The organism is Pyrodictium delaneyi, from assembly GCF_001412615.1.
GTDB lineage: Archaea > Thermoproteota > Thermoprotei_A > Sulfolobales > Pyrodictiaceae > Pyrodictium > Pyrodictium delaneyi.
In genome coordinates, this window is record NZ_CP013011.1 from 1,791,262 (window position 1) to 1,816,634 (window position 25,373).

Below are 25,373 nucleotides of genomic sequence, written 5' to 3' on the forward strand. Positions count from 1 at the left end.
AGAGTAACACATAATGCAACTAGCTTTGATCGGGGTATTGTTTTACTGTTTCGTAGTAGCTATGAGGCTGCCTACGTCACTTCCACGGACCACCCTAGCAACGTTATCGGGGTCGCTGCCGTTGACTACTCTTACCGGGATCTTGCTTCTCTCAACTATGGAGAGTGCTAGGGGGTCTAGTAGCTCGTAGCGGCCTGGCTCTACGCTTTGCTGGAGCACCTTTCGGAGCGTTTCATAGTCTAGCCTAGGTATGAGCTTCGCCTCGGGGCTCCTACGGGGGTCGGCAGTATAAACGCCGTCGACCGTAGTTGCTAGTACCAGGAGATCGGCGTTAAGAGCCTCTGCTAGCAGTGCAGCAACACCAGCGGTACTCTGGCCTGGCTGGAACCCGCCCGCTATGACTATTTTCCCGGTAGCGGCTGCCTCTAGGGCCTCCCAGATACTCCGAGGAGGCTCCGGGTAAGCCTCGGGATGTAGTGCAGCAGCTAACAGCCGGGCGTTGAGCCGGGCGGCCTCGATTCCGAGCACGTCCTGAAGTGCACGGTTCACGCCTGCCTCACGCGCGGCGGCTATGTAGGCGCGTGCTACCGGGCCGCCGCCTACGACTACTGCGAGCCGGTAGCCCTCCCTATGGAGACTCCGGAAGACCTCCGCGTAGCCCTTGACCATGTTCGGCTTCTCCGGGTTGATGTGCTTCCCGCTAATCTTCACGACCACCGTGCCGGGCAATCCTGGCACGCCCCACGCGGCCCCTGGGCCGGCGGAGATTAATGTGGCTCAGCGTTGCCCCGCCTACAGGGCTCAGACAGGGGCGCATAGTCTTGGCTGGAATGGTTCTCGCTGTCTTCGCGGGGTTCCTGGCTAGACTAGTATTGAGCGTAGTATTCCCGCCCCTTGCTGCTGACTTCCTTGGCGGCGCTCTAGCCGGCTTCCTAGCAGGCGGCCCCATGCATCGTGGTTTCCTGGCCGGCTTCCTTGCCGGAATACTCGGCGCCCTCTTCATAGCCATAGTCGTGACTGTCCTCGGTACGCTCTTTGCTGGCATAGTAGGGCTCCTCGCTGGCGGTGCAGTAGGTACAATGCTGGTTCTCATGGGCGTCCTCGGTGCCGTGCTCTCAGGGCTCGGTGGAGTCTTTGGCGCTCTACTACGTGGTATGCGCAGCTAGGTTCAAGGGGTCGGGACGCGTGGCTAAGCTAGTAGTGCTGATCGATACCCCAGACAGGCCAGGGCTGCTATCAGAGATAACTGGGCTGCTACACCGGCTCGGCGCGAACCTGGTTACGAGTCTTGGTTATGCCGTGGAGGATTATGCAAGGCTCCTGCTCATAGTTGACTCGCCCCTGGAGCCTGACGAGCTAAAGGAGCGGATAGAAGAGCAGCTAGGCGAGGACGCGGAAGTCAAGGCTGCTCCATTGGGCCCGGAGGGCGCGGAGCTACTTGCAGAGTTCCTTCACGATAAACCTGGCCTTGTGAACTTGCTCGAGGTCTACCTAGAGCCCCCAGACCTTCTCGATGCACTGCTCCGCCTTCCCCGTGATGTGAGGCGGCGGCTCTACCGTGTCCTCTCAGCCCAGAGCCTCGGAGGGATAATGCTGCTCGCTGACGAGGCTACGCTCCGCGAAATAGCTGAGTCCGTGGACCTCGACCACCTGGCCAAGGCTATAGCTACTCTTGACCCCGACGAGGCCGTGGACGTGCTGCAGAAGCTTCCAGAGAAGCTGCGTCGCCAGCTGCTAGGCCGGCTTCCAGAGGAGCTCCGTCGGGAGGCGCTGCGGCTGCTCCGCTACCCGCCCGACACAGCAGGCGGAATAATGACGACTAGCATCCCAGTGCTGAGGGCGGGCGATACGGTGCAGCAAGCTCTACAGCTCCTCCGCCGCGGAGACCATGACGTGCGCGACACGATAATTGTGGTGGACGAGGAGGGTCACCTAGTGGGCCTCGTCACTGTAGATCAGCTTCTCCGCGCAAGCCCCAGCGAGAAACTAGAGAAGCTAGCAGTGAGGCCGAGGGCTACAGTCGAGCCGGAGGTAGACCGGGAGGAAGTCGCGAGGCTAATGCTACGCTATGACATCAACCGGCTGCCGGTAGTTGATCGTGAGGGCCGGTTCCTGGGCATAGTGACTGTAGAGGATGTGGCCGATGTGCTGGCAGAGGAGGCGGCTGAGGATATAGCCCTGCTGGGTGGCCTCGAGACGCCCAGGGAGAGGTACCTCAAAGCTAGCATATTTGACCTCTTCAAGTCCCGGCTCCCTTGGCTCCTCCTCATATACGCTATAGAGAGCGTCACGGCCAACATAATCAAGGGCTACGAGGACGTCATCCAGCGCATAGCAATACTTGCAGCCTTCATACCTCTAGTCATGGATACTGGGGGCAACGTGGGTAGTCAGGCTAGCTCCATGATTGTCCGTGCTCTAGCGCTCGGAGAGATCTCGGAAAGAAGCCGACACGACATAGTCTACGTTTTCCTCAAAGAGTTAGCCACAGCTACTCTCATAGGCTCGACGCTAGCACTGATAGGCTTCGGGTTCGCGATGGTGCTAAGCGGGGGCAACTTCATGCTATCTCTATCCGTGGCGCTCACACTGCTAATAGTGACGATACTCGCTGACATAATAGGTGCAACGCTCCCAATAATAGCTCGGAGGCTCGGCGCAGACCCTGCAGCAGTATCGGGCCCCTTCGTGACGACTATAGTAGACATAAGCGTCGCGCTAGTGTATATGGGGCTTGCTACCCACCTAGTACTGAAAGCAGGATAGGCAACGACGAGCCTGTTTCCCGGATAACGGGCTGTGACGAGTGTGGCGGGCTCAAGCCCCGGGCCTTCCCGGGGGATGCAGAGAGTGGATCCGCTGAGCCCCTCTCCCCGCTCCTGGCCGTGAGCCTCTTCAAGGGTTCTCCACGGTATACGATTGTGTGGGGGATCTGATGGGCCGTCGTATGCACTTCGGCCCTGCCGGTAAACCGGTGGGTATGAAGCAGGGCGACTACGTGAAGGCAATTGAGTACATAAGCGGTCTAGGGCTGGACGCTATCGAGTACGAGGCTGTCCGCGGTGTACGGGTCAGCGAGGCGAAGGCTCGCGCGATACGCGAGGCGGCGGAGCGCTACAACGTAATAGTATCTATGCATGCACCCTACTACATCAACCTAGCGGGGAGCGAGGAGACGATAAAGAAGAGTATTGAGAGACTCAAGGCCGCTCTACGGGCTGCGAGCTGGATGGGCGCCTACGTAGTGGTCTTTCATCCGGGCTACTATCGGGATAATCCGAGCCCTCGCGACGCAGTCAGGAAGGTGATAGAGAGCCTCCGCCCAGTAGTCGAATGGATGAAGCAGGAGGGCATTCGAGGCGTATGGCTATCGCCCGAGACTACGGGTAAGAGCAGCCAGGTGGGCAGCTTAGACGACGTGATAGAGATATGTCGTGAGCTAGAGATGTGCCGGCCCACAGTAGACTGGGCGCACCTCCACGCGAGGAGCGAGGGCAACTACATAACCAGCCTCGACCACGTGATAGACGTGATAGAGAGGATTGAGCGGGAGTTAGGCACCTGGGCGGTGAAGCCGCTCCATACGCACTTCAGCAGGATAGAGTATGGGCGGGGTGGCGAGCGCGAGCACCACACCCTCGCGGAGGAGGAGTATGGGCCCGAGTGGAGAATAGTTTGCCGTGCCTACAAGGAGACCGGGATAGAGGGAGTTGTGATATCGGAGAGCCCTATACTAGACAAGGACGCGCTAGTCATGAAGAAGATCTGCGAGGAAGAGGGGTACATCTAGTCCTGCTCTTCTTCCCTTCTGTTGCTTTGCTGGAGGAGGTTGCGCAGTCTCTCAGCGGTGGCTATTGCTAGCCTCTCATGTTTCTTCTCCTCCTCTACCAGGAGTTCTAAGAGCTTCCTTAACGTAGTCCCCGGCTCGGCCAGGTGTAGTAGGCCTTCGTAGCTAGACTTGGCCAGGTCCTCAATACTCTTATGGATCTCCACTAGATCCACTACCTGGCCCATATCCTCGCGCCGTGGCCGGTAGCTAAGCAGCTCCTTCGCGACAACCTGTATCTCGTTGATAGCGCGTATGAGCGCCCACGCTATCTCCTGGTGCACGATACTATCCATGGCTATGAGGAAGAGGTTCCAACGCGCATCCTCCTCGTAGCATGCACGCGCCATGTTGCTATAGGCGCGTGCTTCGCTCATCTCGTCGAGTGCAATGTCCTCGAGCTGCTCTTTTATCTTCTCGAGCGATGCTAGCAGCTTTTCGAGGCGTGACTCGAGACTATGCTCCCTATCCATGCATAGTCACCGTCTCTTGTCCTCTCTTCTCCACTAGTGCTGTAGCGTGAAAAGAGACTATAGCCCCCTTGATGCAGGGTTTAGCTCCAGGCTAGTGTCTCGCTACTGCACAACTATAAGGAGAGTGGCGTGCACCTGCAGCGAGATACAAGGGGTAGACTCATGAGAACCTGGAGTATTCATAGCCTAGAAGGACTATGTGTTACTGTTACTACACTACATGTTGAGGGTGTTACGTATTGCACCCCGTACTGCTGACTGTAGGTCTCGCAGCTTCGGCGCTACTACCAGCAGCCTATGTTCATGCTGTGAAAGGTGGCCCCCGCCACGTATGGCTGAGATTAAGGCTTGTAATGGTTATGTCTGTTTCAGCTTTGCTTCTGATTACAGCTAGCATAGGTGTGGTAGACAAGATGTCATTGGCGCTAGCTGCACCAGCACTCGCAGGAGTATACCTGGTTCTCAACTATCACTTCGAGCGCAGAAGCGTGAACAAGCTACTCTACGGACTGAAAGGGAGGGTCCACAGTGTGACTCTGCTATCTTCTCCCGTGCCGGCAGCCTTCACGGTAGCGATGACTGGCCGTGTCTACGCTACAACAGAGCTGTATAGGCGGCTCGAGCCCGAGGAGGCAGCAGCCATAGTAGCTCACGAGATAGGTCACCTCGAAGCACTCCATCCGATTCCTCCTCCGCTGTTCGTAACAGTTATTGCTATAATGGCCTCTATACTTGCAGCTGGCATCATAGACCTTCTAGGGCAAGGGCTCGCAAGCCTCGTGCTTGTAGCTGTAGTCCTCCTCATGGCAGGGATTGCCTGGGTTGTGTTCAACTGGGCATGGGAACACTTAGCAGACCTATACGCCCTAGATGCAGCTGGTGCCTGGAGCATATCAGCTCTCTACCGTATAACTGGGGCTCGACCCGAGGAGCCCCGGCTACTCAGTGTCTATCTCGATGCAGTCAAGTGTCTTCGACCACGTGGGGGTCGGGGTGTAACAGTACTGGTGAACCCACACCCGAGGCCGGGCTATCGGCTATACCTCTTAGAGAAGATAGCCTGGCAAGGAGAGGGCCGGGGCTCAGCTCTCTAGACCCGTAGTAGGGCTACGCGTATTCCTCGAGCTCGGCTATGCTTCTCGGGGCGAGACTTACGAGAGCTGGGCCCCAGAGGGCCTCGGCCTCGCCTAACGCAGCCTCACCCCAGCTGGGCGCGCCTCCCGGATCCTCGAGGTACGCGCCGAAGACTACTCCGTCGACCACAGCGAGACCTAGGGTATGGCCGTTCTCGTACTCTACGCAGGCGAAGCCAGTGAACCTCTCCCCTACGAGCAACTCTTCCAGCCTTAGCCAGACGTCGCCCTCGAACTCGTACTCAACAGCGGCGGCTGCAATGCATGCTTTTTCTGCAATCTTGTCGAGCGGTAGCCCGTGGGAGAGCCGGCGGCTCATCCAGGCTTGTATGCTCACGCTCACAGCTCAACCCCGGTCTAGCCCCTTAGGAGGAGAGACTCTGGGTTACGGTCTGAGGGCTAGTACCTCCCGGGTATCACCTGGTGCATGTTTCCACTTGGGAGAAACCGGGCAAAGTGATTGACTAGAAGCGGGTTCAGCCAACCCGGCTTACGCCATCAGCGCCTCTCGCGTATGTCGGGCGCCTCGGTCCGGGGTTCGCTTCCGGCGCGTTCATCACGCCCCTTGTCTTTCAGGAGTCTCGGGGATACTCTAGGCTTTCCCCCTAACCCAGGCTATCTGTGAACACTCTCTATAAGTGTCTTTATGACATCTATTGCTGCTCCTTGCCTGGCATATGCTGCTGCACCTAGCTCAGCCCACACAGCTAGGCTGCCACGGCACCAGAAGACATGGAGCCTACCATCCCTCTTGTCCTGCGATATATAGACAGTTACCCCGGCTACCTCGTGACTGAAGGGCGCTGTGTAGGGCAACTGATCCGCGTAAGTCTTCATCTTCTCCGCCATACGGTCTACAAGCTCGCAAGCATTATCTCCCGTGTCGACGATCCAGAGCCTTGTCCCGTCACTATAGACTACTATGAGGGCCTTTTCGGCCTTAACCATGCCGGGCTCCCAGTGTATACCCTTAACAGCTGCCAGAGCCTCTTCGCCGGACACTATCCTTTCGACGGTATAGTCCCCAGGCAGCATCTCTGGATAGTATATGCCCTCAGCGCTGGCTTGTCCACCAAGCCCCTCGCTAGTATGGAGTATGAATATAGCTGCAGCTGCAACTACTACAGCCGTGGCAACAGCTAGTAGGAGCAGCTTATGGCGCCGGGGACGACTGCTTTGGGATCCCATTTCTCTCCTATTACCAGGCGTGGCTTCGTTGCCTGTAGGCTCCAAGCTTCGCACCCTACTCAGGAGTCCGGAATGCCTTGAAAGCCTAAGTGTTAGAATATTATACTATCCTGCTCTGTACCCTCCTGAGCCATAGGGGCCGACAGGTAATGGCTGGCGGAGCTACCGAGTGTTGCCGACACATAGTATGTGAGGGCTGCCCAGTCCTGCTCGTAATCGACGAGAAGAGGCGCTTCATATTCCGCGTAGAGCGGGGCCGAGTGCAGGGTAGCGACCGGGGCACAGTGAGGCATGACGACCTTATAGGGCTCCGATATGGCTCCCGAGTACGCCTAAGCAGCGGTATCTACGCGCTTGTGCTCCAGCCACGGCTGGTAGATTACATGGAGCGGGGACTACGCCGCCGCAGCCAGGTCATCTACCCGAAGGACCACGGTCTCATACTGATGCTCCTGGACATAGAGCCTGGAAACCGTGTGCTAGAGATAGGCGTGGGCAGCGGCTACACCACAATAGTCCTTGCCCGCGCTGTGGGCCCCGAGGGCAAGGTGTACAGCTACGAGATCCGGCGCGACATGTTCGAGACTGCTCGGCGTAACCTTGAGACGGTGGGGCTGCTAGACCGGGTAGAGCTAAAACACCGGGACGCTAGGCTCGGCGTAGACGAGGAGAACCTTGACGCAGCTGTGGTTGATATGCCAGATCCCTGGGCAGTGCTCCCTGTCCTTCACCGAGCTCTCCGGCCAGGAGCGGGTGTAGTATTCTTCCTCCCCGCAGTCAACCAGGTTGCTCGACTACTAGCAGCCCTGGAGCTGCACGGAGGCTGGGCTGAGACACGGGTCTACGAGGTGCTCCTGCGCGAGTACGAGCCTAGAAGTGACGCACTCCGACCCCGCACCACGATGATAGCCCACACAGGGTACCTAGTCTACACGAGGCGTATAGAGCGGGACATGGGGCAGCACCAGGATACAGACAAAGGCGGGTAAGGCAGACATCAAAGCACAAGAAAACGTCCACCATACCCCGGTTACGCAAGGCTAAAAAGTCGAGATAACAGTGTAACGGCCCTACGATTGCTGCCTTTTGTTTAGCTCTCAGCCAGCCCTAGCACTATTTTCACAGCCTCTTCGGGGCTCCCTGCTATGTATCTCCTTGCACCCGCCTCGAGCATTGCCTGTGGGTCCTTCAGTCCATGGCCCGTCAGCACTATTACCACGGTCTCGTCCGGGGCTATGACGCCGTCCTCGACAAGCCGGGCTAGCCCCGCTAGGCTAGCCGCGCTAGCTGGCTCTACTGCTATCCCCTCGAGCCGGGCTAGCATCGCTTGAGCCTTCATTATCTCCTCGTCGCTGACCATTGTGAAAACACCGTTGCTCTCCTTGACGGCCTTCATGGCCTTTGGCCAGTTCACTGGATGGCCTATCCTTATCGCTGTAGCCCGCGTTTCGGGCTTGTCTACGAATAGCGGCTCATCCAGGCCTTTCTGCCAAGCCCTTGCCAGGGGAGCAGCTCTCTCTGCCTGTACACCAGCCATCCGGGGGAGACGGGTTATCAGCCCATAGCGGTACAGCTCCTTGAACCCCTTCCATATTGCCGAGATATTACCTGCGTTGCCCACCGGCACTACTACCCAGTCTGGCGGCTCGCCTCCCAGCGCCTCGGCGACCTCGTAGGCTAGGGTCTTCTGGCCTTCAAGCCTCCACGGGTTGAAGCTGTTTAACGGATAGAGCCTTGGATCCTCCTCCACAGCAGTCATTACCGCCTTGAGGGCTGCATCGAAGCTTCCCTCTATCTCCACTATATCTGCGCCGTAAAGCACGCTTTGGGCAAGCTTGCCAAGAGCCGTCTTCCTCCGGGGCACAACCACTATCCTCCGTAGCCCTGCTCGGGCCGCGTATGCTGAGACACTGGCAGCTGTATTGCCGGTACTAGCCACTATCAGCGCCCGCGCCTTGATAGCCTTAGCCAGGGTGACAGCGACGGTCATTCCACGGTCCTTGAAGCTCCCGGTTGGGTTCTGGCCCTCGTTCTTAGCGTATAGCCTCTTAAGGCCCAGCATACGGCCTATACGCTCTAGCTCCACTAAGGGTGTCGCACCTTCACCTAGAGTCACTGGTTTGACTCCACTTATGGCTGGTAATAGCTCCCAGTAGCGCCACACCCCAGACTTACGCTGCTCCCATATCCTCCAGGAAGGAGGCTCTCTGGGATGTACTTTCACATCAAGGAGTCCACCGCAGCTGGGGCAGCGAGTCAATCTAGGGTGCGGCGGATATTTTCTACCACAAGATATGCAGCATAGCTCTACTTCATGTACGAATCCAAGGGCATCGCCTGCCTCGTATCCAAACTCCCACGCCGAGCCCACCTTTAGTGGCTGCTGCAATAAAAGCCTAGCGAGCCTACTCTATGTGCCAGGTTATGCACGGCAGGTAGCACGATGATGTTTAGGACAACTAGCCAGCAGCTTATGGGGGTAGCACTCGTCTTCTCGGGAATACAGTAAAATTTTAATTATTTCAACTATGACTTATATATAACGGCAGTTTTAGAGAAAGGTGAAGAGCATGACTCGAACAAGCATGATCATAGCGGGTCTTGTCGTACTTCTCGCTATAGTCGGCGTAGCCTTCCTCCTCCGCGGAGGCGAAAAGCCGTCTGCCCCCGCGGAGACTATAACACCACAGACAACCTCGCCGGCAGAGACCTCGCCAACAACCACTCAAGCCGTTTCCGAGAAACCTAGGCTCACCGGAAACATCGAGCAAGACGTAGTCTCTATAGGCAATTATCTAGCCTCTATGGGTATACATGAGGCTAAATACACTGTATGGGCTGCTGGCGACCCGAACAGCGTACTTAGAACACTAGCAATAGTAGAGGCAGCCTATAGGCTCAACAAGATTCTAGAACAACACGGTGTAGACTTCAAGATAACAGTAGAGCAGAAGTTCAAGCGTGGCGGTGGCGACCAGCTAGCAGAGGACTTTGCTGCAGCATTCCAGAGTCAAGCAAACCCCGACATAATGGCTAACAGCTACAAGCACATAGCAAGGTTCGCGGACGAGGGCTACCTACTCGACATAACACAATACCTCGAGACCTACCAGGACTTCCTCAACGACTTCTACCAGAGCCTACTAGGCGCGGTCCGCTACAAGGGCAAGTACTATGGCGTGCCGCAAGACACTGAGGCCCGTCCGCTATACTGGCGTACCGACGTAGCAGCATGCATCAAGGAGAAGACTGGTGAAGACATACTGGCAGGCCTAGCTGAGAAGATACAGAAGGGCGAAGTAACCTGGCATGATATCTACCGCTACGCCAAGCTAGCCGTGGAGACTGGCTGTAGCGAATGGGGCGTACTACACCGTAAAGGTAGCGCCCATCCGGATCTAATACAGTTCATCTACGCCTTCGGCGGCAAGCTGAGTGACCCCAAGACAGGCAAACTTGTCCTAGACGTACCTGCTGTCTACAAGTGGCTCTACGTAGAGTGGAAGATGGCCCGTGACAAGCTAATACCGGAGGACATGATGAGCTGGGACTGGGGTAAGCAGATACACCCCTCAACAGTCAGCGGCAAGACCCTGATATGGATTGGTGGTACCTGGCACTGGACAGAGTGGCAGACAAAGCCATACTACACCGACCCGCAGACCGGCGAGCAGAGACCGCTGACAGCCGAGGAGGTGAAGAAGTACTTCTACTACACGCTCTTCGCCGCCGGCGACCCCGGCAACGAGCCCGTGACGCTCAGCCAGCCCTTCGTCTGGATGATAGCGAGCAATGCTGGCAAAGATAACCCCAAGTACGATGAGCTACGCGATGTCTATCAGATGCTAGCCTTCCTACTAGTAGTGAAGGCTAGTGACCCAGACCTCAACGCTATACACAGCATCATAAGCGCACACTTGCCGGTGAGGAAGGCCGCCGAGCAGTTGATATCCGATAAGGCTTGGGTCGAGAAGCTAGCCAATCTAGAGATCGAGCTAAGCCCTGAGGTCAAGAATGCTATAGCAGATATAGTGAAGGCTACAGTGAACGAGATAAATATCGAGTTCCTAGCTAGCGCTAGCAAGATGCTAGCCTACACTCACTTAACACCAATGCACCCACAGTACCCACAGCTTGCTAGCATATTCGCTGACGCTGTGGATAAGGTGCTACGTGGCGAGATGACGCCAGAAGAGGCTGTGAACTACATAATAAGCAAGATCAAGGCTGACCCGGAGCTAGCGAAGGCCGTGGAGATACAGGGAGAGGTACCGAAGGACTGGCAGTTTCCATAAAGAGGTCTAACAAGGCATAGTACTGGGGGCTCGGCTTGACTAGGCCGAGGCTCAACCCAGCACTGTTTTTCCTACTACCTGCATTGATACTTGTGATAGTGTTCTACATTGTTCCCCTCTTCCTCTCAATTTATATCAGCTTTACTCCTCTAGAAAACTGGAATCTCCATCGCTATCTAGACGAGGTCACAACTAGCAACTATGAACGACTCTTGTACATGGTGAGGTTCGACCCCGATGTAGGCAAGGTAGTCCAGACCACGCTGGTCTTTGTAGCAGCTACGCTTGCTGTCAACGTGCTAGGCGGGCTCGCCTTAGCCCTATCAACGTTCCTGATGGAGGAACGTATCTCGCTCCCATATCGCGTTCTCTGGATGCTCCCCCGTATGACCCCCATAGCTGTCTACTCGCTCATGTGGTACTACTTCTTTCTCGGAGACCGGTCAGGGACTCTTAACAGCCTACTCCTAAGCCTCGGCATGATTGATGAGCCGCTAGCATGGGGTACTGATCCGAGGCTCCTCCCGGAAAGCGCATGGGCAATACTGGTCATTGTGAACGGGTTTGTAGGTGTAAGCTTTGGCATGGTAGTGTTCTATAGTGCACTTCGGAGCATCCCCAGGGAGCATGTAATAGCGGCACGGGTAGATGGTGCTTCCACCTGGCAACTTGTACGCTACGTACTAGTACCCCAGCTCCGCTGGCACATAGTCTACGTCACTGTCTGGCAGCTCCTCAGCCTCATAACGACCTATGCTCACATATTCCTGCTTGTTGAATGGGGTGCCGTGGATAAGTGGTGGGGCAGCACCTGGGCTCTATACGTATTCAATACTGCGTTTACAACAAGTGATCAGGGCCTAGCTGCCGCTGCTGCAACAATACTAGTCATAGTAGGTGCTCTCCTAGGCCTTGTAGCTCTCCGCTTACTCGGGTTCCAACGGATGATGCAAGAGCCTAGAGGTGAAATCTAGCCATGGTTCTTAGCCTACTCGGGCTACGGCGTAGAAAGCGTGACGGTGACGAGGAATATCTCGCGGTACAAGATGTGGAGACTCTGCCTCGCCGACGGCTAACCCTAGTACTGGGCTTGGCAGTGGGCTTGGCTACTGTGCCGCTTGTAATGCTTTATGTGCTTCTGGTTCTCTCCAGCTTCGCAGACCAGATGCTCTCTGGCCCCGACATATTCACTGCACGGTACAGCCTTGAAAACTGGAGACTACTCTTCGAGGGCCGCCTCGAGCCTGCTGCAGGCCGCCTCTATACCACACGTGACCTCGCTATGATAGTGGCTAACACATTGCTTGTAGCTGCTGGAGTAACGGTCGTGGTCATAGTTACTAGTGTTATGGCTGGCTACGCGTTCTCCCGGATGCGGTTCTGGGGCCGGCGCCGCCTCATGGAGTTCATTATCCTGCTCCATGCCTTTCCGGGCGTGGCCCTTATCATAGCTGTCTACGCTATCTATGTGTGGAGCCTCGGGCTAGTGCCTCGAGAGGCTATAACGGGGTACCGGTTCCTCTACACGATACTAGCCCGTGCTGCGCTAGAGATACCTATGAGCATCTGGCTGATGAAGGGCTTCTTCGACCGTATACCATGGGAGGTTGAGTGGAGCGCGATGATAGACGGAGCTTCCCGGCTCCGTGTCTGGTGGCAGATAGTCCTACCACAGGTCAAGCCAGGTATAGCGGCACTCGCGATATTCGCATTCCTCGCCGGCTGGGAGGACCTGATATACGTACACGTCTTCCTCTACACGGGAGGCATCAAGACACTAGCGACCTTCATAGAGGAGGTTGTCGGCAACATAGAGACAGCATATCTGCCCATAGCTGCTGCGGCGGGTACACTCTACCTCCTCCCTACAATTATCTTCTTTGTCGCAACTCAGAGGCTCCTCCTTCAAGCCATGAGCGGTGGGGTGAAGGGCTAATGGTGGAGGTAAGGCTAGAGAACGTGACTAAGCGGTTTGGCCGCGTAGTGGCAGTCAATAACGTGACGCTTGAGTTTCCTGATGGCCGGTTCTCGGCCCTCCTCGGGCCTAGTGGCTCCGGGAAGAGCACGCTATTGTACCTCATAGCGGGTATCTATAAGCCGACTAGCGGTAGGATATTCTTTGGCGACCGAGAGGTCACACACCTGCCACCTAAGGAGCGTAACGTTGGCCTAGTCTTCCAGAACTATGCTCTCTATCCACACATGAAGGTTTACGATAATATCGCGTTCCCGCTCCGGCTCCGCAAGATACCCGAGTCCACGGTAGACGCGAAAGTCCAGGAGGTGGCTAAGCTCCTCCGTATAGAGGAACTACTTGACCGCTACCCTAGCCAGCTTAGCGGAGGGCAACAACAACGCGTGGCACTGGCACGGGCACTGGTCAAGGAGCCAGATGTACTCTTGCTGGACGAGCCTCTCAGCAATCTTGACGCGCTACTTCGGCTGACGATAAGAGCCGAGCTAAAGAAGCTGCAGAAGAAGCTAGGCATAACAGCTATACATGTGACTCACGACCAGGCCGAGGCTATGAGCATGGCCGACGTGATAGTAGTGATAGACCATGGCCGGGTCCAGCAGGTAGGCAGCCCCGACGACGTCTACAACCGACCAAGAAACCTCTTCGTAGCCGGCTTCATAGGCTCGCCTCCCGCGAATATGCTGCACGGCCACGTACATCACAGCACAGCAGTAGAGGTCGAGGTGGCGGGAGCCCGGTTCCAGCCCCGCGAAGAATACGCTAAAGTGCTAGCCGAGGCAGGACTAGAAGAAGTGATAGTCGTATTCCGGCCAGAACATGCTCAGCTAAGCCTAGAGCCATCCCCTAATGCTCTGAGCATAGTAGGAGAGGTATACGTGGTAGAGCCTCTAGGCAAGGAGAACATCGTGACCATGATAGTGGCTGGCGTGCCGGTGAAAGTTGTCACGCCCCCCGACGTGAGGCCACAGGCAGGGGAGAAGCTCTACATAACAGTGCCAGTATCCCGGGTCATGCTCTTCGACCCTGAGACGGAGCTGAACCTAGAGCAGTTAGCCGAACCCCGAGGCCTAGGCCCCGACTAACTACTTCTCTCGACCTATTACCAACGATTACCTAAGCGCGGTAGAGAGGTAGTGGCAGCTATAGGCTCCACAGTGGACACTCTACTTATAATTACTCGGATTCCGATACTTCAAGTAGCAGTCTACAGCCGGATAGAGACTATAACTATATATAGTATATAGATAGTATACAGGAGTGAATCCGGCTATAGACGGTGTTGTGTTGGAAGATTCACTCTTGCACACTGAAACGCTGGATAACACTCCATAAGGTATCAGTTTCCGATATATCGGTTCGAGAATCCACCTAATCCAGGGGTGGCGCAGTACTGGCAACACCTCACAGATGCTTTCTCACCGGGCTTATAGCTGGGCTAGGCCTAGTCCTGTTTGCTCTAGCCGTGACAACCTACTACGTAGTAAACGAATGGTACAAGCCATTCTACGAGAACATCACAACCTATGATGAAATGCTCCAGAAATATCGGGAACTACTACAGCTAGTCAATGAGAGCAGTCTAGTTGATGCTTACACTAGGCTAGCTGTCGAGTTGCCAGAGCTCCGAGACGCCCTGGAGACGTATGCCAAGCTCTACAACGAGATAAACAATACCGGTAGCCTAGTAGCGAAGCTCTATAACTTAACTCATAGCAGGGGCTTCAACGAGACACTCATAGAGCTCGAAAAGCTGGTACGCCGCCCCGGCTTAGTAACCATCCTCGGCTTGTCAGAGCCGCTAGAGAAGCTAGTAGAAGCCCTAAGACAGGCTCAGGAGCTCTCCCTCAAAGCGGCAATGATCCTAGAGGCCTCCGAGAAGCTCGACCCAGCAAGGCTCGTATCATACCTGGACGCGGTGGAGAAGATGGTTCAGGTGTTGCCCCCAGAGAAGTTGGCCTCGAGGATAGCCGAGGCGGAGAAAGCCCTAGCCCAGGCAGAGAGGATGATGGGCAAGGTGGAGTCTCTCCCGCCAAGCCGGCTAGAGGTGGTGGCCCTAACGGCAGCGGGGACCGGGGCAGCACTACTACTAGCTGGCCTCGAGGCGGCCAGGCGCAGCCGCTGCCTCTAGCCCCGGGCGCGTAGCAGCTTGATATACTCCCGCATCCACTGGGGCATATCCGGCGGTATCCTAGCTGTGACTAGGTTACCGTCTACGACCACTGGCTGGTCTAGCCATTCAGCCCCAGCGTTGACTACGTCATCCTTTATCCCCGGGTAGCTGGTGGCCCGGCGGCCCCGGAGAACTCCCGCGCTTATCAGCACCTGGGGCCCGTGGCAGATGGCTGCTACCGGTTTCTCTTCATCGAAGAAGTGGCGCACAATCCTCTTCACGTGCTCGTTGTTGCGTATCCTCTCGGGCCCTCGGCCACCCGGCAGCACGAGACCGATGTACCCACTAGGGTCTACCTCCTCAAAGGCGAGGTCTGGCCGGACACTGTACCCCTTTTTCCCCGGTATGACGTCGCGGCTGGGACCAGCCACGATGGTCTCGTAGCCCTCCTCCTGGAGCCGGTATAGGGGGTAGTAGAGCTCTATGTCTTCGAACTCTGGGCCGACTAGGAAGAGTATCCGCTTCTTCAAAGCCGCCTACCCAAGTACGAAGAAGAGTGTAGGGGACTATTTCTATGCAGCCTGGCAGAAACCAGCCAAGGACACACTACTGTCCTGCCCGGCACCCTTCCGCAGCATTTGCCACCATTCGGGCTATTTGTGCAGGGCCCATCGTAGTGCTCGGCCGAGGAGCACCAGCTACGTGGCTGTGCCCGCCCCCGCCGAGCCTGGATGCTATACAGTCGGCCCGTAGCTGGCCCCACGTCCTTATGCTGATGCCACGCGGGTAGAGTATCACAGCTACGTCAGCCTCGCTGGGGCCGGGTACTAGGCCGAGCCGCTGTACGTCGCAGCCACTAGCCCGGGGCGGGGGAGTAACTACTACTACCCGTATGCCGTTGAACTCGTAGCCGTTAACGCTTGTCTTTTCTCTGATCTCCTGGTAGTAGCTGGGTGCCTCCCGCTCATAGATCTCCCTAGCCCAGTCCGGCCACAGGCTGCCCTCAGCGAGCGCCCCAGCAGCCCGGCGTAGCCCCTCCCAGTCGAGGTGGCGTAGCACTAGCCGCCACTTGTCCGCAAGCCCTAGATGGTCCTCGCTACAGCTGTCGTCTGCCCGGGCTATCTCTACTAGCGTCCTGTCCTCGCCGGTACAGCGAGCCACAGCGCATGCTATCTCCGCCGTGACCCTTGACCGATCGTGAACCACGATTGCACCGGCCTTCTCCAGTGCTTCACGGGCTCCCTCCGGCCACTCGTGGTGATCTATCCATACCAGCCGCTGGCCCCACCGCAGCAGCCCCGCCACAGCCTCGGCATCGGCCCTACTCCTCGGCGAGAGGTCTGCGACAACAACCACTGTCCCGGGCCGGCCAGCAGCCTCCTGCAGTGCGCGGCGGAGCATCCGGTAGAGCCCACGAGCGCCTGCAACGTCGTGTTTCGCCTCAATGCCGCGGCGCCGGGCCCACCGCAGCAGCAACGCGGCGGAGACAAGCCCGTCGAGATCCACATGGCTTACAGTATGTAGCCTCCGAGCAGCCTCAAGCAGCTCGATAGCCTTCTCGTAGGCCAATACAGGGTGCACCCGCTCTCGGGCCTGCTCTGGGCCCGGGGAATGTGCTTTAGCCTCTAAGGTTTAGATGCGTTACACATGTAGCGCGGAAGCATTTAGACTTTATCTGTGGCTACGGTGCTAATGTTGGCCATTCCCGATAACCGAGAATGCTGTGAAGCCAGCTTATTGTCCATGCTAGGCGAGAACTGGGTAGTAGCTGTCTAATGTAATCGCGATGTATAAGTCCTCGTTGAGTCAAGCAGTTCTGCTTATAAGTACCTCGGAGCCCGGAGTATACATGGTGGTGCCATGTCTGACCAAGAACAGAGGATACTACTCTCTACGCTCGAGCAACTCCCAGGCTACAGAATTGTACGTGTGATAGGCGTTGTTAGTGCTAGTGCTGTCCTCGCGAAACATATAGGCAAGGATATCGTGGCGTTCTTCAGGAACATGATGGGGGGTGAGGTGAAAGAGTACACAGAGATGCTGGCTGAGGCTCGGGACCTAGCTCTCCGGAGGCTTGCCGAGAAAGCCCGAGAAGTGGGTGCGAACGCCGTCCTAGGCTTGAGGATATCGACTTCGGCTATCTCGCAGTATGCGGCTGAGGTCATGGTCTATGGTACTGCAGTCGTGATAAAGCCTAGCAAGGAGGTGCCTTAGGGTGCCAGCGAGAAACCTGGCGGGAATCCTTGTGTTTATAGCAGTCTCGTTCGGCTTCGCCTACGCTATCGACTTCCTCGTCATTCTACCCCATGCAGGGGATAGGGTTGTGTTTGCTCTTGCAGCGGCTTCCCGTATGTATACACCCCTCGCTGGCGCCGTGGTGGCTCTACTCTACGAGGGCTATAGGGTCCGGGAGGGTCTCCGCAGTATAGGCCTACGGAGAGGCCGCGCTGGCGTAGTAGCGGCGTCCGTGCTTGTACCCCTCGCCGCCTATGGAGTGGCGGTGTTGGCTAGCTTGCTTCTAGGGCTCCGGCTTAGAAGCCTCGGGGAGACTATGGAGCTGCTCCTCGGTGTTGGTGCAGAGCTTCCTCTACCAGCTCCCCTCCTACTAGTGCTATTACTCCTCCAGGCTATTGTGGTTGGCACCACGGTGAATGCTCTGCTCGCGCTGGGCGAGGAGGCTGGGTGGCGGGGATACCTCCTGGCCCGGCTCAGCCCTTGGCTAGGGTTCACCTGGGCCTCGGTGCTGGCTGGCCTTGTCTGGGGGCTCTGGCACGCCCCACTGGTAGTCCTCATAGGGTACAACTATAGTGGCATAACCGGGCTGACTCCTCTCCTAGCATTCCTAGCATTTACGGTATCCGGCAGCCTCGTGCTCGCTATGCTCCGGGCACTCTCCGGCACGGTGATAGCCCCGGCTGTGGCGCACGGTGTGGTGAACGCTGTAGCGGGCTTCGCCTACGCCGCGGTTGAGGGGAGTCCATTGATCGCGCCGCCAGCGGGGCTAGCGGCGTCACTAGGCTTCCTAGCAGTGGCCGCGGCAGTCACCCTATACGCGAGGCAACGCGGTTACAAGCTAGCCCTAGACGAGAATCCTGTGGATGAGCCTCCAGAAGTATATTGAGAAGGGATTCCGCGGGATGCGGGCGTGGGCTGGTGCTGAGCGTGGAGAAGGCTGTTGATAAGCTGCTTCGCGACTTGAGGGTGGGGCTCTACAGCATTGTAGTGCTCGACCTCCTAGTCCGTCGTGGCTCCCTGTATGGTTATGCTATCCGCCGGTACCTGGAAGAAGCAGCGCCGGGGATAGCGCCCAGCGAGAGCACGATATATGATGTGCTAAAGAGGCTTGAGAAGCTTGGACTTCTCGAGAGTTATTGGGCACGAGGCCCTGCAGGCACTATGAGGAAGTACTACCGTACTAGGCCTGGTGTCGAAGAAGTGCTCTACAAGCTAGTCATGCAGCTTAGACAATTATTGGGGAACATAATATGTGACGTTGGGGGCCGAGATAATGAAAATGGATGAACCACTAGTTGTTTCTACCATGCTGACTCTTGTAGGGCTACTTGTGGCTCTTGCTGCTGAGAAACTACCTCCAAATCCATTACTAGGCTTTCGCATAGGCTACACGTTCGTCTCGCGGAGAACATGGACTCAGGCCAATCGAGTAGCAGGACTAGCTATGGCAGCACTAGGGCTTCTAGCCACGGGGGCCTCTATGATTGACCCCCCATGGGGCATACTAGTGCTCAATATTAGTCTGCCAATGTTGTTAGTAGCTCTGGTAGAATATGCGGAAAGACTCGCTGAGAAACAGCTTATAGCCGAGCCCCTAACTCCAGGTGAAGGAAGCGGCGAGCCCCTAAAACCCCTGGGTCTCGCGAGGATAACATTACCGGTAGCAATAATAATAGCTATCGTATATATGATCGTAGTTCTAAGACTAGATCGTATATATGCACTGCAGCAGCTCGTAAATCAAGCCGCATTTCTGGGTATCCACACACTAACCCTATATTCATCGTACCTAGGTATCCGAAGGCCTGAAGCATTTCATGTACCATGGCTCACCCTCTCTGAAAATCGGAGGGTAGCTTCTGCGATAATAATATCGTTGCTACTTGTTTCTGCTTATGTGGCATTGTCAACCATAAGCTGCTTTACTAGAATTGCTGAGATCTTAAAAATAGCCGGGATAACTCTAGCAGCCTGTGCAACAAGCTTCACAGTAATGGTATATTTGTGTAGACGCAATTAATCTTGGGCCCGCCTATTCTTAGGGGAATATGCTTTAGCCCCTCCGGGGCCTAGATACATATGGTGTACCGGCTCCTTGGTGTACTCCTGCATCCTTGTAGGCTACGACGGAAGCGAGGCCAGTCGTCTCGCGATCGAGAAGGCTGTAGGCCTAGCCAGGCGCCTAGGCGCCAAACTAGTCATAGCCACTGTAGTGCCGCCGCCTACTGTGTTCCTCGGCGAACTACTCATCCCCGAAGTCACAGAGCTTAGCGAGATCGAGAAACCAGCCAGAGAGCGCCTCGGGAAACTCGTCAAAGAGATACGTGAGGCAGCCGGTCTAGAGAACGTTGAGTCAGCCCTCCTCGTCGGCGACCCTGCTGAGGAGCTAGTAAACTTCGCCGAGGCTAGCGGCTGCGACTTGATAGTAGTGGGGCGTCGGGGCCGCGGCGGCCTAGAGAGACTGATACTAGGCAGCGTGTCCAGCAAGATAGTCTCGATTAGCCACTGCGTGGACGTGCTAGTAGTCGAGTCTAGCTCGGCCAAGAAGAACTAAAGTCTTGTCAGCTCTGACAGGGTGGGTGAAGAGACAGTATTACAGGTACAGTTATTACAGCATGGCTATCCGGCATTAAGGGTTTATTTTCCACGAGCGCTACATGGATACTTGTTTCCTCCGGCACATCAACGTAGCATGCATCGCTTTCTATGACTTCGAGTACAGCCATGTAGAACTCTATGGGCTTTCTGCCAACACCCCAGATGAGGCTATACAGCTCTCTATCTAGGTCTACCGTAATGCTCGCAGAATGATTATTTATGAAGGACCTAGCTTTGGCTGCCTTTAATGTAGCTGAGAAGTTGAGACCTACTGGGGATTCGTAGACTATAGTAGCTCCTCTTACCCCTACTTCTATGTATTTCCAGGGCGCTATGTGCATCAATTTTGCTGTATCAATATACTGTTCTGGGAGCTGCAGGGATAACCTAATCCTGTCGATCTCCCAGTGGTACCCATAGGCTGCACCGGGCTCGATACGTGCTACTGTGATAATGTAGTAGTAGATGTCTTCGCTATTGGCATGCACGCTATAGACATAGTATCTAATAGTGACACGCGCCATAGGTAGATACTTAGGCCCAGTGTCTATTACAGCAATTGCTTCCAAGCAAATCTTTTCGACATTTAACGGTAGACTTCTCTCATCAACATTTTTTCCTATCTCTAGCTTCTCTATCCATTTACGTGCCTCAATACATCTAGGCATCGATCTGGCTTTGACAAGTTCCTTGAGAGTCTCTGCATAGAGTCTTCGTTCATCAAAGTTCTCTATTGTCGTAGCATAGACTAGTAGTCCGTTCTTCTCCTCCGGGTAGGCCAGAGACATAGCATAGACGTAGTAGTCAAGAATTACAACATCTAGTGGCACAATGTTGCGAAATATCGGGTTCTCTCTTAGTGACTTCATATCCTCGCTATCAGCTACTAGTATGTCGCCATTGAGGAGCTTGAATACAGCAGTGCTAGGTTCCACAGCCGGTGGGACAGTGGTATTGGTATGCCGAGTGACAGGAATCTCTAAGGCATAATAGTTGCTGCTACTCGTTACAGCAATATATATTGCTGTGACTAGCAATACTGCCAACAACATTCTTATGATTAAACTGGTGGACAATGGAGAGACACCTCTCCTATAAGTAGACTAGAGCAGAGTCTTCTCGTAATACTGTTTCGGAGAGAGAACAAGAGGCATAACTAATATTACGAAAAGCGAGATGCTAACTTACGTAAAACATCATATAAGCAAATTAATTGTTTAAATTGAATATAAATATACTGTGGTGATTGTTTGGTTTTGGGGGCTGATGAAGTGAAAAGCATGTTTTTACAAACCCCTGGCTGGAGTTAAGCCAGGAGAGTGGGCGGTTACGGGGCAAACGTGGCAGTGAAGAAATGGCTTAGTGCCGAGGCCCCTCTAGGGGCCGGTGGCGTGAAGCGGTCGGCCCTGAGCCCTCAGAGGGTTCCTCCTAGATTAGCTTAGGAGCATCCTGGCTTAGATGCCGACGGGTAGGCTTCACAAGCATCTCCGCGAGCGTGTGGGGCTCTAGGCAATGATATGCACAGACGAGGCTCTAGTGCTGGTGGGTAGGCTTGCCCGGGAGGCCGGGCCGCCAGTGGTAGCTGCTAGTAGCCTCGGCTCATGGCACTGGTGCAGCATCAAGGCGTGGCACAGTACGAGCCTCTTCAACGCCGGGTGGCTCACCCCCGAGGTGCTCACCCACGATGCCTGGAGGGGGCTTGCTCTCCTCTGGGCTGCGGAGTTCTCTAAGAACAGCTTCATCCGGGTGATAAGGGGCCGGCTCCTCCACGGCGAGGATCCCCGGGAAGCGATAGGTGACGCGCTCCAGGGTGCAGAGCTGGCCCGGAGGCTAGCCCAGGGAGGGGCCGGGGAGCTAGAGAGGCTCCACCGGGAGGGAGTAGTCCCGGTTCTCGGGCTCATAGATCCCGCCGCTTATGGTGAACAGTTCCGCCGCTATATGGAGGCAGAGGACCCGGTTGAGTACTACCGGCGGGAGGAGTGGCCGCTCATAGCTCGCCAGCCCCGTGGTCGGGGCTACACGGTGATAGGTGTACCAGACCAGCTAGAGTGGAGCCCTGCCGGCCTAAGAGTGGTGGAGGTGAAGACTACATCCCGGCCTTGGCTGATGCGTCGCCGTCAGCGCGGGTACCGGGCAGCCCGGACCCAGCTAGCGGCCTATACTTGGATTCTCTCTGAGCGCTGGCCCGTCGAGGAAGCAGTACTCCTCGTTCGCGACGCCTCCGGAGCTACTGTGTTGCGGGAGCGTTTCGACCCAGAGGAGCTGGCAGCTTGGTTTGAGGACGATGTGCTTCCCGAGATAGGTGATCAATTAGCGGCACCACAGCCCCCAAGCAAGCCGCCAAGACCTCCCTGCCGGAGCTGTGAGTACGGTGACCGCCACCCAGTCCGGAACAATATCTAGTCTTCATAGTCTAACGGCGAAGCGGCCAGTGTATAAAGAGTTCAATATCCTGCCATGCGTGCTAGTAGCTGAGATAGGCTTTGTAGTGTGCAGCCATGTTTTAAGCTAGAGGGGCTTTCTACCCTATTATATTGGGCTCTGCGTTGACTGAAGGAGTTAAGCTGCCCAAGAAGCTTCTCGAAAACCTCGACCCCGGCGAAGAGGTCGTAAAGGCGGTTCGGAAGCGGCCTGCACTGGAAAAGCCTAAGTGGCTTGTCGTGACGGACCGTAGGATAATCATATTCGATGAGAAGATCCTCGGCCGCTACGAGATGACAGCTATACCATACGAGAAGCTGAAGCAGGTATACCTCCGTAGCGGTGTATGGCGCTCCGAGTTCAAGATCGAGACCGAGGAGGGGGAGACGATAGAACTCCCCTGGATGGACAAGGAGGCGGCTAGGGAGGCTATGCTCGCGATAAAGGAGGCGCTGCAGCGGATAAGCGTCGAGCCACCGACTATTGTGAGGCGGAAACACCTAGCCTCTGAGGAATGGATCCTCAATAAGCCCAAGGAGCAGATAACGCGGAGCATTGTAGCACGCCAATCGCCAGCCCAGCCCGTAGCCCAGCAAGCGGCCAGAGAGGACCCACTCGATAAGCTTGAGAAGCTGAAGAAACTGCTCGACGAGGGCGCTATAACCCAGGAGGAGTACGAGGCTCTGCGCAAGAAGATACTGGAGGAAATCCTCGGCGGGAAGAAGTAGTGCCCCGCAAAGGGGCCCGAGAAGGTGGAGATCTACTTCTATGCTTTGGTTCCCCTCGGGCTTTGGCCTAAAAACTGGGTATGAGTGTGTCCTGCTCCTCTACTACCTGGCCTTAGCTTAGCAGCCTCACTATCTTCGGCTGGGGCTGTACCTTGTAGTCTTCCAGCCTTAGGTACAGCTCTATGGCCTTCCTTATTATCTCGCTCCTTGTCACGCCCTTTAGGCGTGCAAAGCTGTCTAGCTTTTCGAGCAGGTCTTCATCCACCTTGAAGGTTACGACTCGCATACCTGGGACCGCCCCCAACCCCCACCAGGCTTCTCTCTAGTAGCCAGCCTACAGTAGAAGATTACCGTGGCGAGTATTACTGGAGAACTCTTACAAGAGCCAGACAGGGCGCGTTCCGCTTAAATAGAGGACTCTTTGACTGAGTGTACACGGGGCCGAGACAGTGCCTACAGTACACCTGTCACTGCCAGAGGCGGTTTACAGCGAGCTCAAGGAATATGCCAGCGAGATGGGGATACAGATAACAGACTTGATTAAAATGATGATCAAGGAGGGCCTAGATAAGTACCGTAAGGAGCGGGCTGAGAGGAAGCGTCGTCAGCAGGAGGAGGTAACACAGGCGCTGCTACAGGTGCTACACGAGCTGGAGGAGCTGCGCCGCGAGTTCCAGGAGTACAGGGCCTATGTCGAGGGCGAGCTGTACAGACTAAACAGCAGCATCCACGGCCTCAAGCGCCGTGTATCCAAGCTCGAAGACATGGTTGAGGAGCGTCTCATACCCGTAGAGGCGGAGATAGTCCCCTAGCCCCGGATAACCCGTGTCACGCTCACCCACACCGCCCCCAACCCCCACCGTGTAACGTACGCTCTTACCCCCAGTCCCTGCCTGGGACCGCCCCCAACCCCGCCCCTACCCCCTCTCCTCCTAGCTGAAGGTTCCTTGTCCTAGTCACAGCTACACTTCTTGCCTTGACCTGGTTAGTTCTTCAAGGATCCTCTCGTGTAGGTTGCGTAGAGCCGGTGTCCACGCTGCTCCGAAGTTCAATTTACCTTTAAGTAAAATGTTATGGACGCTCTGTACACGAGCCTGGAGGAGACGAGGCAGCATTACTTTACAATATTATAAAGTAATGTGAGTGTAGTGTGCCTGGAGTGCGTGTGATACCGAATCTGGGGATACGCTGGCTCCTCGGGGGAAGGGCTGGAAGCCTTCTAGAAGCCCAAGAGCGGTCACCTTGATGCCTGGTGTACTGAACACATTGCGTATAGCGTTGTCGCGTTATTCCCAGTCACGCCTCCATACAGTCTACCACCGTATAGTGGGTGAGAAGCCGGATAGGCTAGAGTTCTAACACGGCCCTCGAGATGTAGACACTGTAGCAGTCTATGTTATCTCTCAGAAGTTTGAGCTGTATATCCAGGGGCAGCTGGCCGACTCTACATGGCTTATAACGCTGCCGGAAGATTTCACATCGTTAGCTGGCTCCTTGAACGGCTCATAGAGAACTACGATCACGTTCCTAGATGAGCGTGTTCTACAGCTACACAGTCCTATTTACTGGATAAGAATGGCTCGGCGTTACCTCAGCTATACCGGAGGCTCATAGCTGGCAACACAGCGTAGAGGCTACCCCTGGAGGAGGCTGAGCTTGGTAGGCGTGGACAGCATAGCCGGACGGGCTAACGGCGAGACAGTATACCGGATCCTTTCCCAGAGCCTCACGGTAGACTGGCGCGACTACGTTGTGCTGGTAGCGGATCGTCTCGACGGCAACCCCTACGCTGTGCTAGCCGCGATAATCCTTAGCCAGAACACGAGCGACCGGAACTCGATACGCGCCTACCACGAGCTCCGCCGGCTCCTAGGCGGCCGCGTTACCCCGGAGGCGGTACTGGCAGTTCATGAGGAGAAGCTAATAGAGGCTATAAGGCCGGCAGGCCTAGCCCGGCAAAAGGCGAGGACACTACGCGAGGCGGCCAAGAGGATAATCGAGGCCGGAGGCGAGAAGGTACTACTCGAGAAGCCGCCCGAGGAGCTACGATCGTTCCTCCTCTCGATACCTGGAGTCGGAAAGAAGACTGCAGACGTGTTCCTCTCCTTTAAGCGCCGAGCCCCAGTCTTCGCGGTCGATACCCACGCGCTCCGTGTGGCCAAGCGCTGGAGGCTAGTAGGCTCCCAGGCGGGCTACGACGAGGCGTCGAGAGCGCTCCTAGAGTTCTTCGGCCCCGAGCGGAGCGAGGAAGCTCACCGCCTCATCATAGCCCTTGGACGCCAGTACTGTAGAGCCCGGAACCCCAGGTGTAGCGAATGCCCCTTGCACGGTATCTGCCCCTACCCCGCCCAGCAGGGCCCTGAAGCCGAGAGGTAAACAGAGGCTACC

At 56.0% G+C, this 25,373-nt stretch carries 28 protein-coding genes; 19 read left to right on the forward strand and 9 right to left on the reverse strand.

The genetic code is table 11. The features are described from left to right. Positions 1-42: 42 nt before the first annotated feature. Positions 43-738 (reverse strand): UMP kinase, encoded by a 696-nt coding sequence (gene pyrH / locus Pyrde_RS08970; RefSeq protein WP_231656729.1) that lies wholly within the window; start codon positions 736-738, stop codon positions 43-45. 92 nt (positions 739-830) lie between these two features. Here pyrH and Pyrde_RS08975 point away from each other — a divergent pair, with 92 nt between their 5' ends. The 3 genes from Pyrde_RS08975 (at position 831) to Pyrde_RS08985 (ending at position 3,790) form a co-directional block, all read left to right on the forward strand. After that, a complete protein-coding gene (locus tag Pyrde_RS08975; RefSeq protein WP_231656840.1) occupies positions 831-1,166 on the forward strand; it encodes a DUF5518 domain-containing protein in 336 nt (111 codons plus the stop codon). Further along, a complete protein-coding gene (gene mgtE, locus Pyrde_RS08980; RefSeq protein WP_055410073.1) occupies positions 1,135-2,766 on the forward strand; it encodes a magnesium transporter in 1,632 nt (543 codons plus the stop codon). Before Pyrde_RS08975 ends, mgtE begins: the two co-directional genes overlap by 32 nt. Before the next feature lie 169 nt (positions 2,767-2,935). Further along, entirely contained in the window at positions 2,936-3,790 is an 855-nt protein-coding gene (locus tag Pyrde_RS08985; protein ID WP_055410075.1) for a deoxyribonuclease IV, read from the forward strand. On the opposite strand, the gene Pyrde_RS08990 is transcribed toward Pyrde_RS08985, so the two are convergent. Further along, complete coding sequence (locus Pyrde_RS08990) at positions 3,787-4,299, reverse strand: hypothetical protein (RefSeq protein WP_055410077.1); 513 nt, start codon at positions 4,297-4,299, stop codon at positions 3,787-3,789. The genes Pyrde_RS08985 and Pyrde_RS08990 overlap by 4 nt on opposite strands. A 239-nt stretch (positions 4,300-4,538) precedes the next feature. Between Pyrde_RS08990 and Pyrde_RS08995 the strand changes: the two genes are divergently transcribed. Then, entirely contained in the window at positions 4,539-5,393 is an 855-nt protein-coding gene (locus Pyrde_RS08995; protein ID WP_055410079.1) for a M48 family metalloprotease, read from the forward strand. Positions 5,394-5,406: 13 nt separating this feature from the next. Here Pyrde_RS08995 and Pyrde_RS09000 read toward each other — a convergent pair whose 3' ends face one another. Next, positions 5,407-5,775 (reverse strand): hypothetical protein, encoded by a 369-nt coding sequence (locus tag Pyrde_RS09000; RefSeq protein WP_055410081.1) that lies wholly within the window; start codon positions 5,773-5,775, stop codon positions 5,407-5,409. A gap of 272 nt (positions 5,776-6,047) precedes the next feature. Next, positions 6,048-6,665 carry a hypothetical protein gene (locus Pyrde_RS09005; RefSeq protein ID WP_055410083.1) on the reverse strand — a complete coding sequence of 206 codons (618 nt, stop codon included), beginning with the start codon at positions 6,663-6,665 and terminating at the stop codon, positions 6,048-6,050. Between the two features lie 104 nt (positions 6,666-6,769). On the opposite strand from Pyrde_RS09005, the gene Pyrde_RS09010 reads away from it, so the two are divergent. Next, complete coding sequence (locus Pyrde_RS09010; RefSeq protein WP_055410085.1) at positions 6,770-7,609, forward strand: tRNA (adenine-N1)-methyltransferase; 840 nt, start codon at positions 6,770-6,772, stop codon at positions 7,607-7,609. Positions 7,610-7,710: 101 nt separating this feature from the next. Here the strand turns inward: Pyrde_RS09010 and thrC are convergent, their stop codons facing one another. Continuing rightward, the gene (gene thrC, locus Pyrde_RS09015) at positions 7,711-8,916 is read right to left on the reverse strand and encodes a threonine synthase (RefSeq protein ID WP_055410933.1); all 1,206 of its coding nucleotides are present in this window, start codon (positions 8,914-8,916) and stop codon (positions 7,711-7,713) included. Positions 8,917-9,190: 274 nt separating this feature from the next. Between thrC and Pyrde_RS09020 the strand changes: the two genes are divergently transcribed. The 5 genes from Pyrde_RS09020 (at position 9,191) to Pyrde_RS09040 (ending at position 15,021) form a co-directional block, all read left to right on the forward strand. Next, a complete protein-coding gene (locus tag Pyrde_RS09020; RefSeq protein WP_055410934.1) occupies positions 9,191-10,915 on the forward strand; it encodes an extracellular solute-binding protein in 1,725 nt (574 codons plus the stop codon). Positions 10,916-10,950: 35 nt separating this feature from the next. Then, positions 10,951-11,889 carry a carbohydrate ABC transporter permease gene (locus Pyrde_RS09025; protein WP_055410086.1) on the forward strand — a complete coding sequence of 313 codons (939 nt, stop codon included), beginning with the start codon at positions 10,951-10,953 and terminating at the stop codon, positions 11,887-11,889. Positions 11,890-11,891: 2 nt separating this feature from the next. Next, the gene (locus Pyrde_RS09030) at positions 11,892-12,851 is read left to right on the forward strand and encodes a carbohydrate ABC transporter permease (RefSeq protein ID WP_082419600.1); all 960 of its coding nucleotides are present in this window, start codon (positions 11,892-11,894) and stop codon (positions 12,849-12,851) included. Further along, positions 12,851-13,975 (forward strand): ABC transporter ATP-binding protein, encoded by a 1,125-nt coding sequence (locus tag Pyrde_RS09035; RefSeq protein ID WP_055410088.1) that lies wholly within the window; start codon positions 12,851-12,853, stop codon positions 13,973-13,975. The genes Pyrde_RS09030 and Pyrde_RS09035 overlap by 1 nt, the downstream gene beginning before the upstream one ends. Before the next feature lie 380 nt (positions 13,976-14,355). Further along, positions 14,356-15,021, forward strand: coding sequence for a hypothetical protein (locus Pyrde_RS09040; protein WP_055410090.1), 666 nt, complete (start codon positions 14,356-14,358; stop codon positions 15,019-15,021). On the opposite strand, the gene Pyrde_RS09045 is transcribed toward Pyrde_RS09040, so the two are convergent. Then, positions 15,018-15,533 carry a type 1 glutamine amidotransferase domain-containing protein gene (locus Pyrde_RS09045; protein WP_055410092.1) on the reverse strand — a complete coding sequence of 172 codons (516 nt, stop codon included), beginning with the start codon at positions 15,531-15,533 and terminating at the stop codon, positions 15,018-15,020. The two genes, Pyrde_RS09040 and Pyrde_RS09045, sit on opposite strands and share 4 nt — an antisense overlap. A gap of 76 nt (positions 15,534-15,609) precedes the next feature. Beyond that, positions 15,610-16,572: a DHH family phosphoesterase gene (locus Pyrde_RS09050; RefSeq protein ID WP_055410095.1), complete on the reverse strand. Its 963-nt coding sequence runs from the start codon at positions 16,570-16,572 to the stop codon at positions 15,610-15,612. A 291-nt stretch (positions 16,573-16,863) separates the two neighbouring features. On the opposite strand from Pyrde_RS09050, the gene Pyrde_RS09055 reads away from it, so the two are divergent. The 5 genes from Pyrde_RS09055 to Pyrde_RS09075 all read left to right on the forward strand — a co-directional run bounded on the left by Pyrde_RS09055 (position 16,864) and on the right by Pyrde_RS09075 (position 19,792). Next, on the forward strand, positions 16,864-17,217 hold the full coding sequence (locus Pyrde_RS09055) for a YbjQ family protein (protein WP_055410097.1): 354 nt from the start codon (positions 16,864-16,866) through the stop codon (positions 17,215-17,217). A 1-nt stretch (position 17,218) separates the two neighbouring features. After that, on the forward strand, positions 17,219-18,124 hold the full coding sequence (locus Pyrde_RS09060) for a CPBP family intramembrane glutamic endopeptidase (RefSeq protein WP_055410099.1): 906 nt from the start codon (positions 17,219-17,221) through the stop codon (positions 18,122-18,124). Positions 18,125-18,165: 41 nt separating this feature from the next. Continuing rightward, positions 18,166-18,525 carry a PadR family transcriptional regulator gene (locus Pyrde_RS09065; protein WP_231656731.1) on the forward strand — a complete coding sequence of 120 codons (360 nt, stop codon included), beginning with the start codon at positions 18,166-18,168 and terminating at the stop codon, positions 18,523-18,525. Then, positions 18,491-19,258: an SdpI family protein gene (locus tag Pyrde_RS09070; RefSeq protein ID WP_143522117.1), complete on the forward strand. Its 768-nt coding sequence runs from the start codon at positions 18,491-18,493 to the stop codon at positions 19,256-19,258. The genes Pyrde_RS09065 and Pyrde_RS09070 overlap by 35 nt, the downstream gene beginning before the upstream one ends. 78 nt (positions 19,259-19,336) lie before the next feature. Next, the gene (locus Pyrde_RS09075; protein WP_231656841.1) at positions 19,337-19,792 is read left to right on the forward strand and encodes a universal stress protein; all 456 of its coding nucleotides are present in this window, start codon (positions 19,337-19,339) and stop codon (positions 19,790-19,792) included. A gap of 7 nt (positions 19,793-19,799) precedes the next feature. Here the strand turns inward: Pyrde_RS09075 and Pyrde_RS09080 are convergent, their stop codons facing one another. Further along, positions 19,800-20,912, reverse strand: coding sequence for a hypothetical protein (locus Pyrde_RS09080; protein WP_143522116.1), 1,113 nt, complete (start codon positions 20,910-20,912; stop codon positions 19,800-19,802). A gap of 436 nt (positions 20,913-21,348) precedes the next feature. On the opposite strand from Pyrde_RS09080, the gene Pyrde_RS09085 reads away from it, so the two are divergent. Further along, a complete protein-coding gene (locus Pyrde_RS09085; RefSeq protein ID WP_055410108.1) occupies positions 21,349-22,239 on the forward strand; it encodes a PD-(D/E)XK nuclease family protein in 891 nt (296 codons plus the stop codon). 143 nt (positions 22,240-22,382) lie between these two features. Then, a complete protein-coding gene (locus Pyrde_RS10910; protein ID WP_055410110.1) occupies positions 22,383-22,985 on the forward strand; it encodes a PH domain-containing protein in 603 nt (200 codons plus the stop codon). Between the two features lie 112 nt (positions 22,986-23,097). On the opposite strand, the gene Pyrde_RS09095 is transcribed toward Pyrde_RS10910, so the two are convergent. Next, positions 23,098-23,271 carry an aCcr1 family cell cycle regulator gene (locus Pyrde_RS09095; RefSeq protein WP_082419682.1) on the reverse strand — a complete coding sequence of 58 codons (174 nt, stop codon included), beginning with the start codon at positions 23,269-23,271 and terminating at the stop codon, positions 23,098-23,100. A 163-nt stretch (positions 23,272-23,434) separates the two neighbouring features. Here Pyrde_RS09095 and Pyrde_RS10755 point away from each other — a divergent pair, with 163 nt between their 5' ends. Together Pyrde_RS10755 and Pyrde_RS09105 are read left to right on the forward strand one after the other, a co-directional pair. Then, complete coding sequence (locus Pyrde_RS10755) at positions 23,435-23,797, forward strand: hypothetical protein (RefSeq protein WP_055410114.1); 363 nt, start codon at positions 23,435-23,437, stop codon at positions 23,795-23,797. Between the two features lie 853 nt (positions 23,798-24,650). Beyond that, positions 24,651-25,361, forward strand: a complete 711-nt coding sequence (locus Pyrde_RS09105) for an endonuclease III domain-containing protein (protein ID WP_231656842.1) — start codon at positions 24,651-24,653, stop codon at positions 25,359-25,361. Positions 25,362-25,373: the final 12 nt, after the last annotated feature.

Excerpts from the sequence above, each read along its gene's own strand:
- Pyrde_RS08975 (WP_231656840.1), top strand. The coding sequence starts at position 831 with ATGGTTCTCGCTGTCTTCGCGGGGTTCCTGGCTAGACTAGTATTGAGC.
- Pyrde_RS08985 (WP_055410075.1), top strand. The coding sequence starts at position 2,936 with ATGGGCCGTCGTATGCACTTCGGCCCTGCCGGTAAACCGGTGGGTATG.
- Pyrde_RS08990 (WP_055410077.1), bottom strand. The coding sequence starts at position 4,299 with ATGGATAGGGAGCATAGTCTCGAGTCACGCCTCGAAAAGCTGCTAGCA.
- Pyrde_RS09010 (WP_055410085.1), top strand. The coding sequence starts at position 6,770 with ATGGCTGGCGGAGCTACCGAGTGTTGCCGACACATAGTATGTGAGGGC.
- Pyrde_RS09020 (WP_055410934.1), top strand. The coding sequence starts at position 9,191 with ATGACTCGAACAAGCATGATCATAGCGGGTCTTGTCGTACTTCTCGCT.
- Pyrde_RS09030 (WP_082419600.1), top strand. The coding sequence starts at position 11,892 with ATGGTTCTTAGCCTACTCGGGCTACGGCGTAGAAAGCGTGACGGTGAC.
- Pyrde_RS09035 (WP_055410088.1), top strand. The coding sequence starts at position 12,851 with ATGGTGGAGGTAAGGCTAGAGAACGTGACTAAGCGGTTTGGCCGCGTA.
- Pyrde_RS09055 (WP_055410097.1), top strand. The coding sequence starts at position 16,864 with ATGTCTGACCAAGAACAGAGGATACTACTCTCTACGCTCGAGCAACTC.
- Pyrde_RS09085 (WP_055410108.1), top strand. The coding sequence starts at position 21,349 with ATGATATGCACAGACGAGGCTCTAGTGCTGGTGGGTAGGCTTGCCCGG.
- Pyrde_RS09095 (WP_082419682.1), bottom strand. The coding sequence starts at position 23,271 with ATGCGAGTCGTAACCTTCAAGGTGGATGAAGACCTGCTCGAAAAGCTA.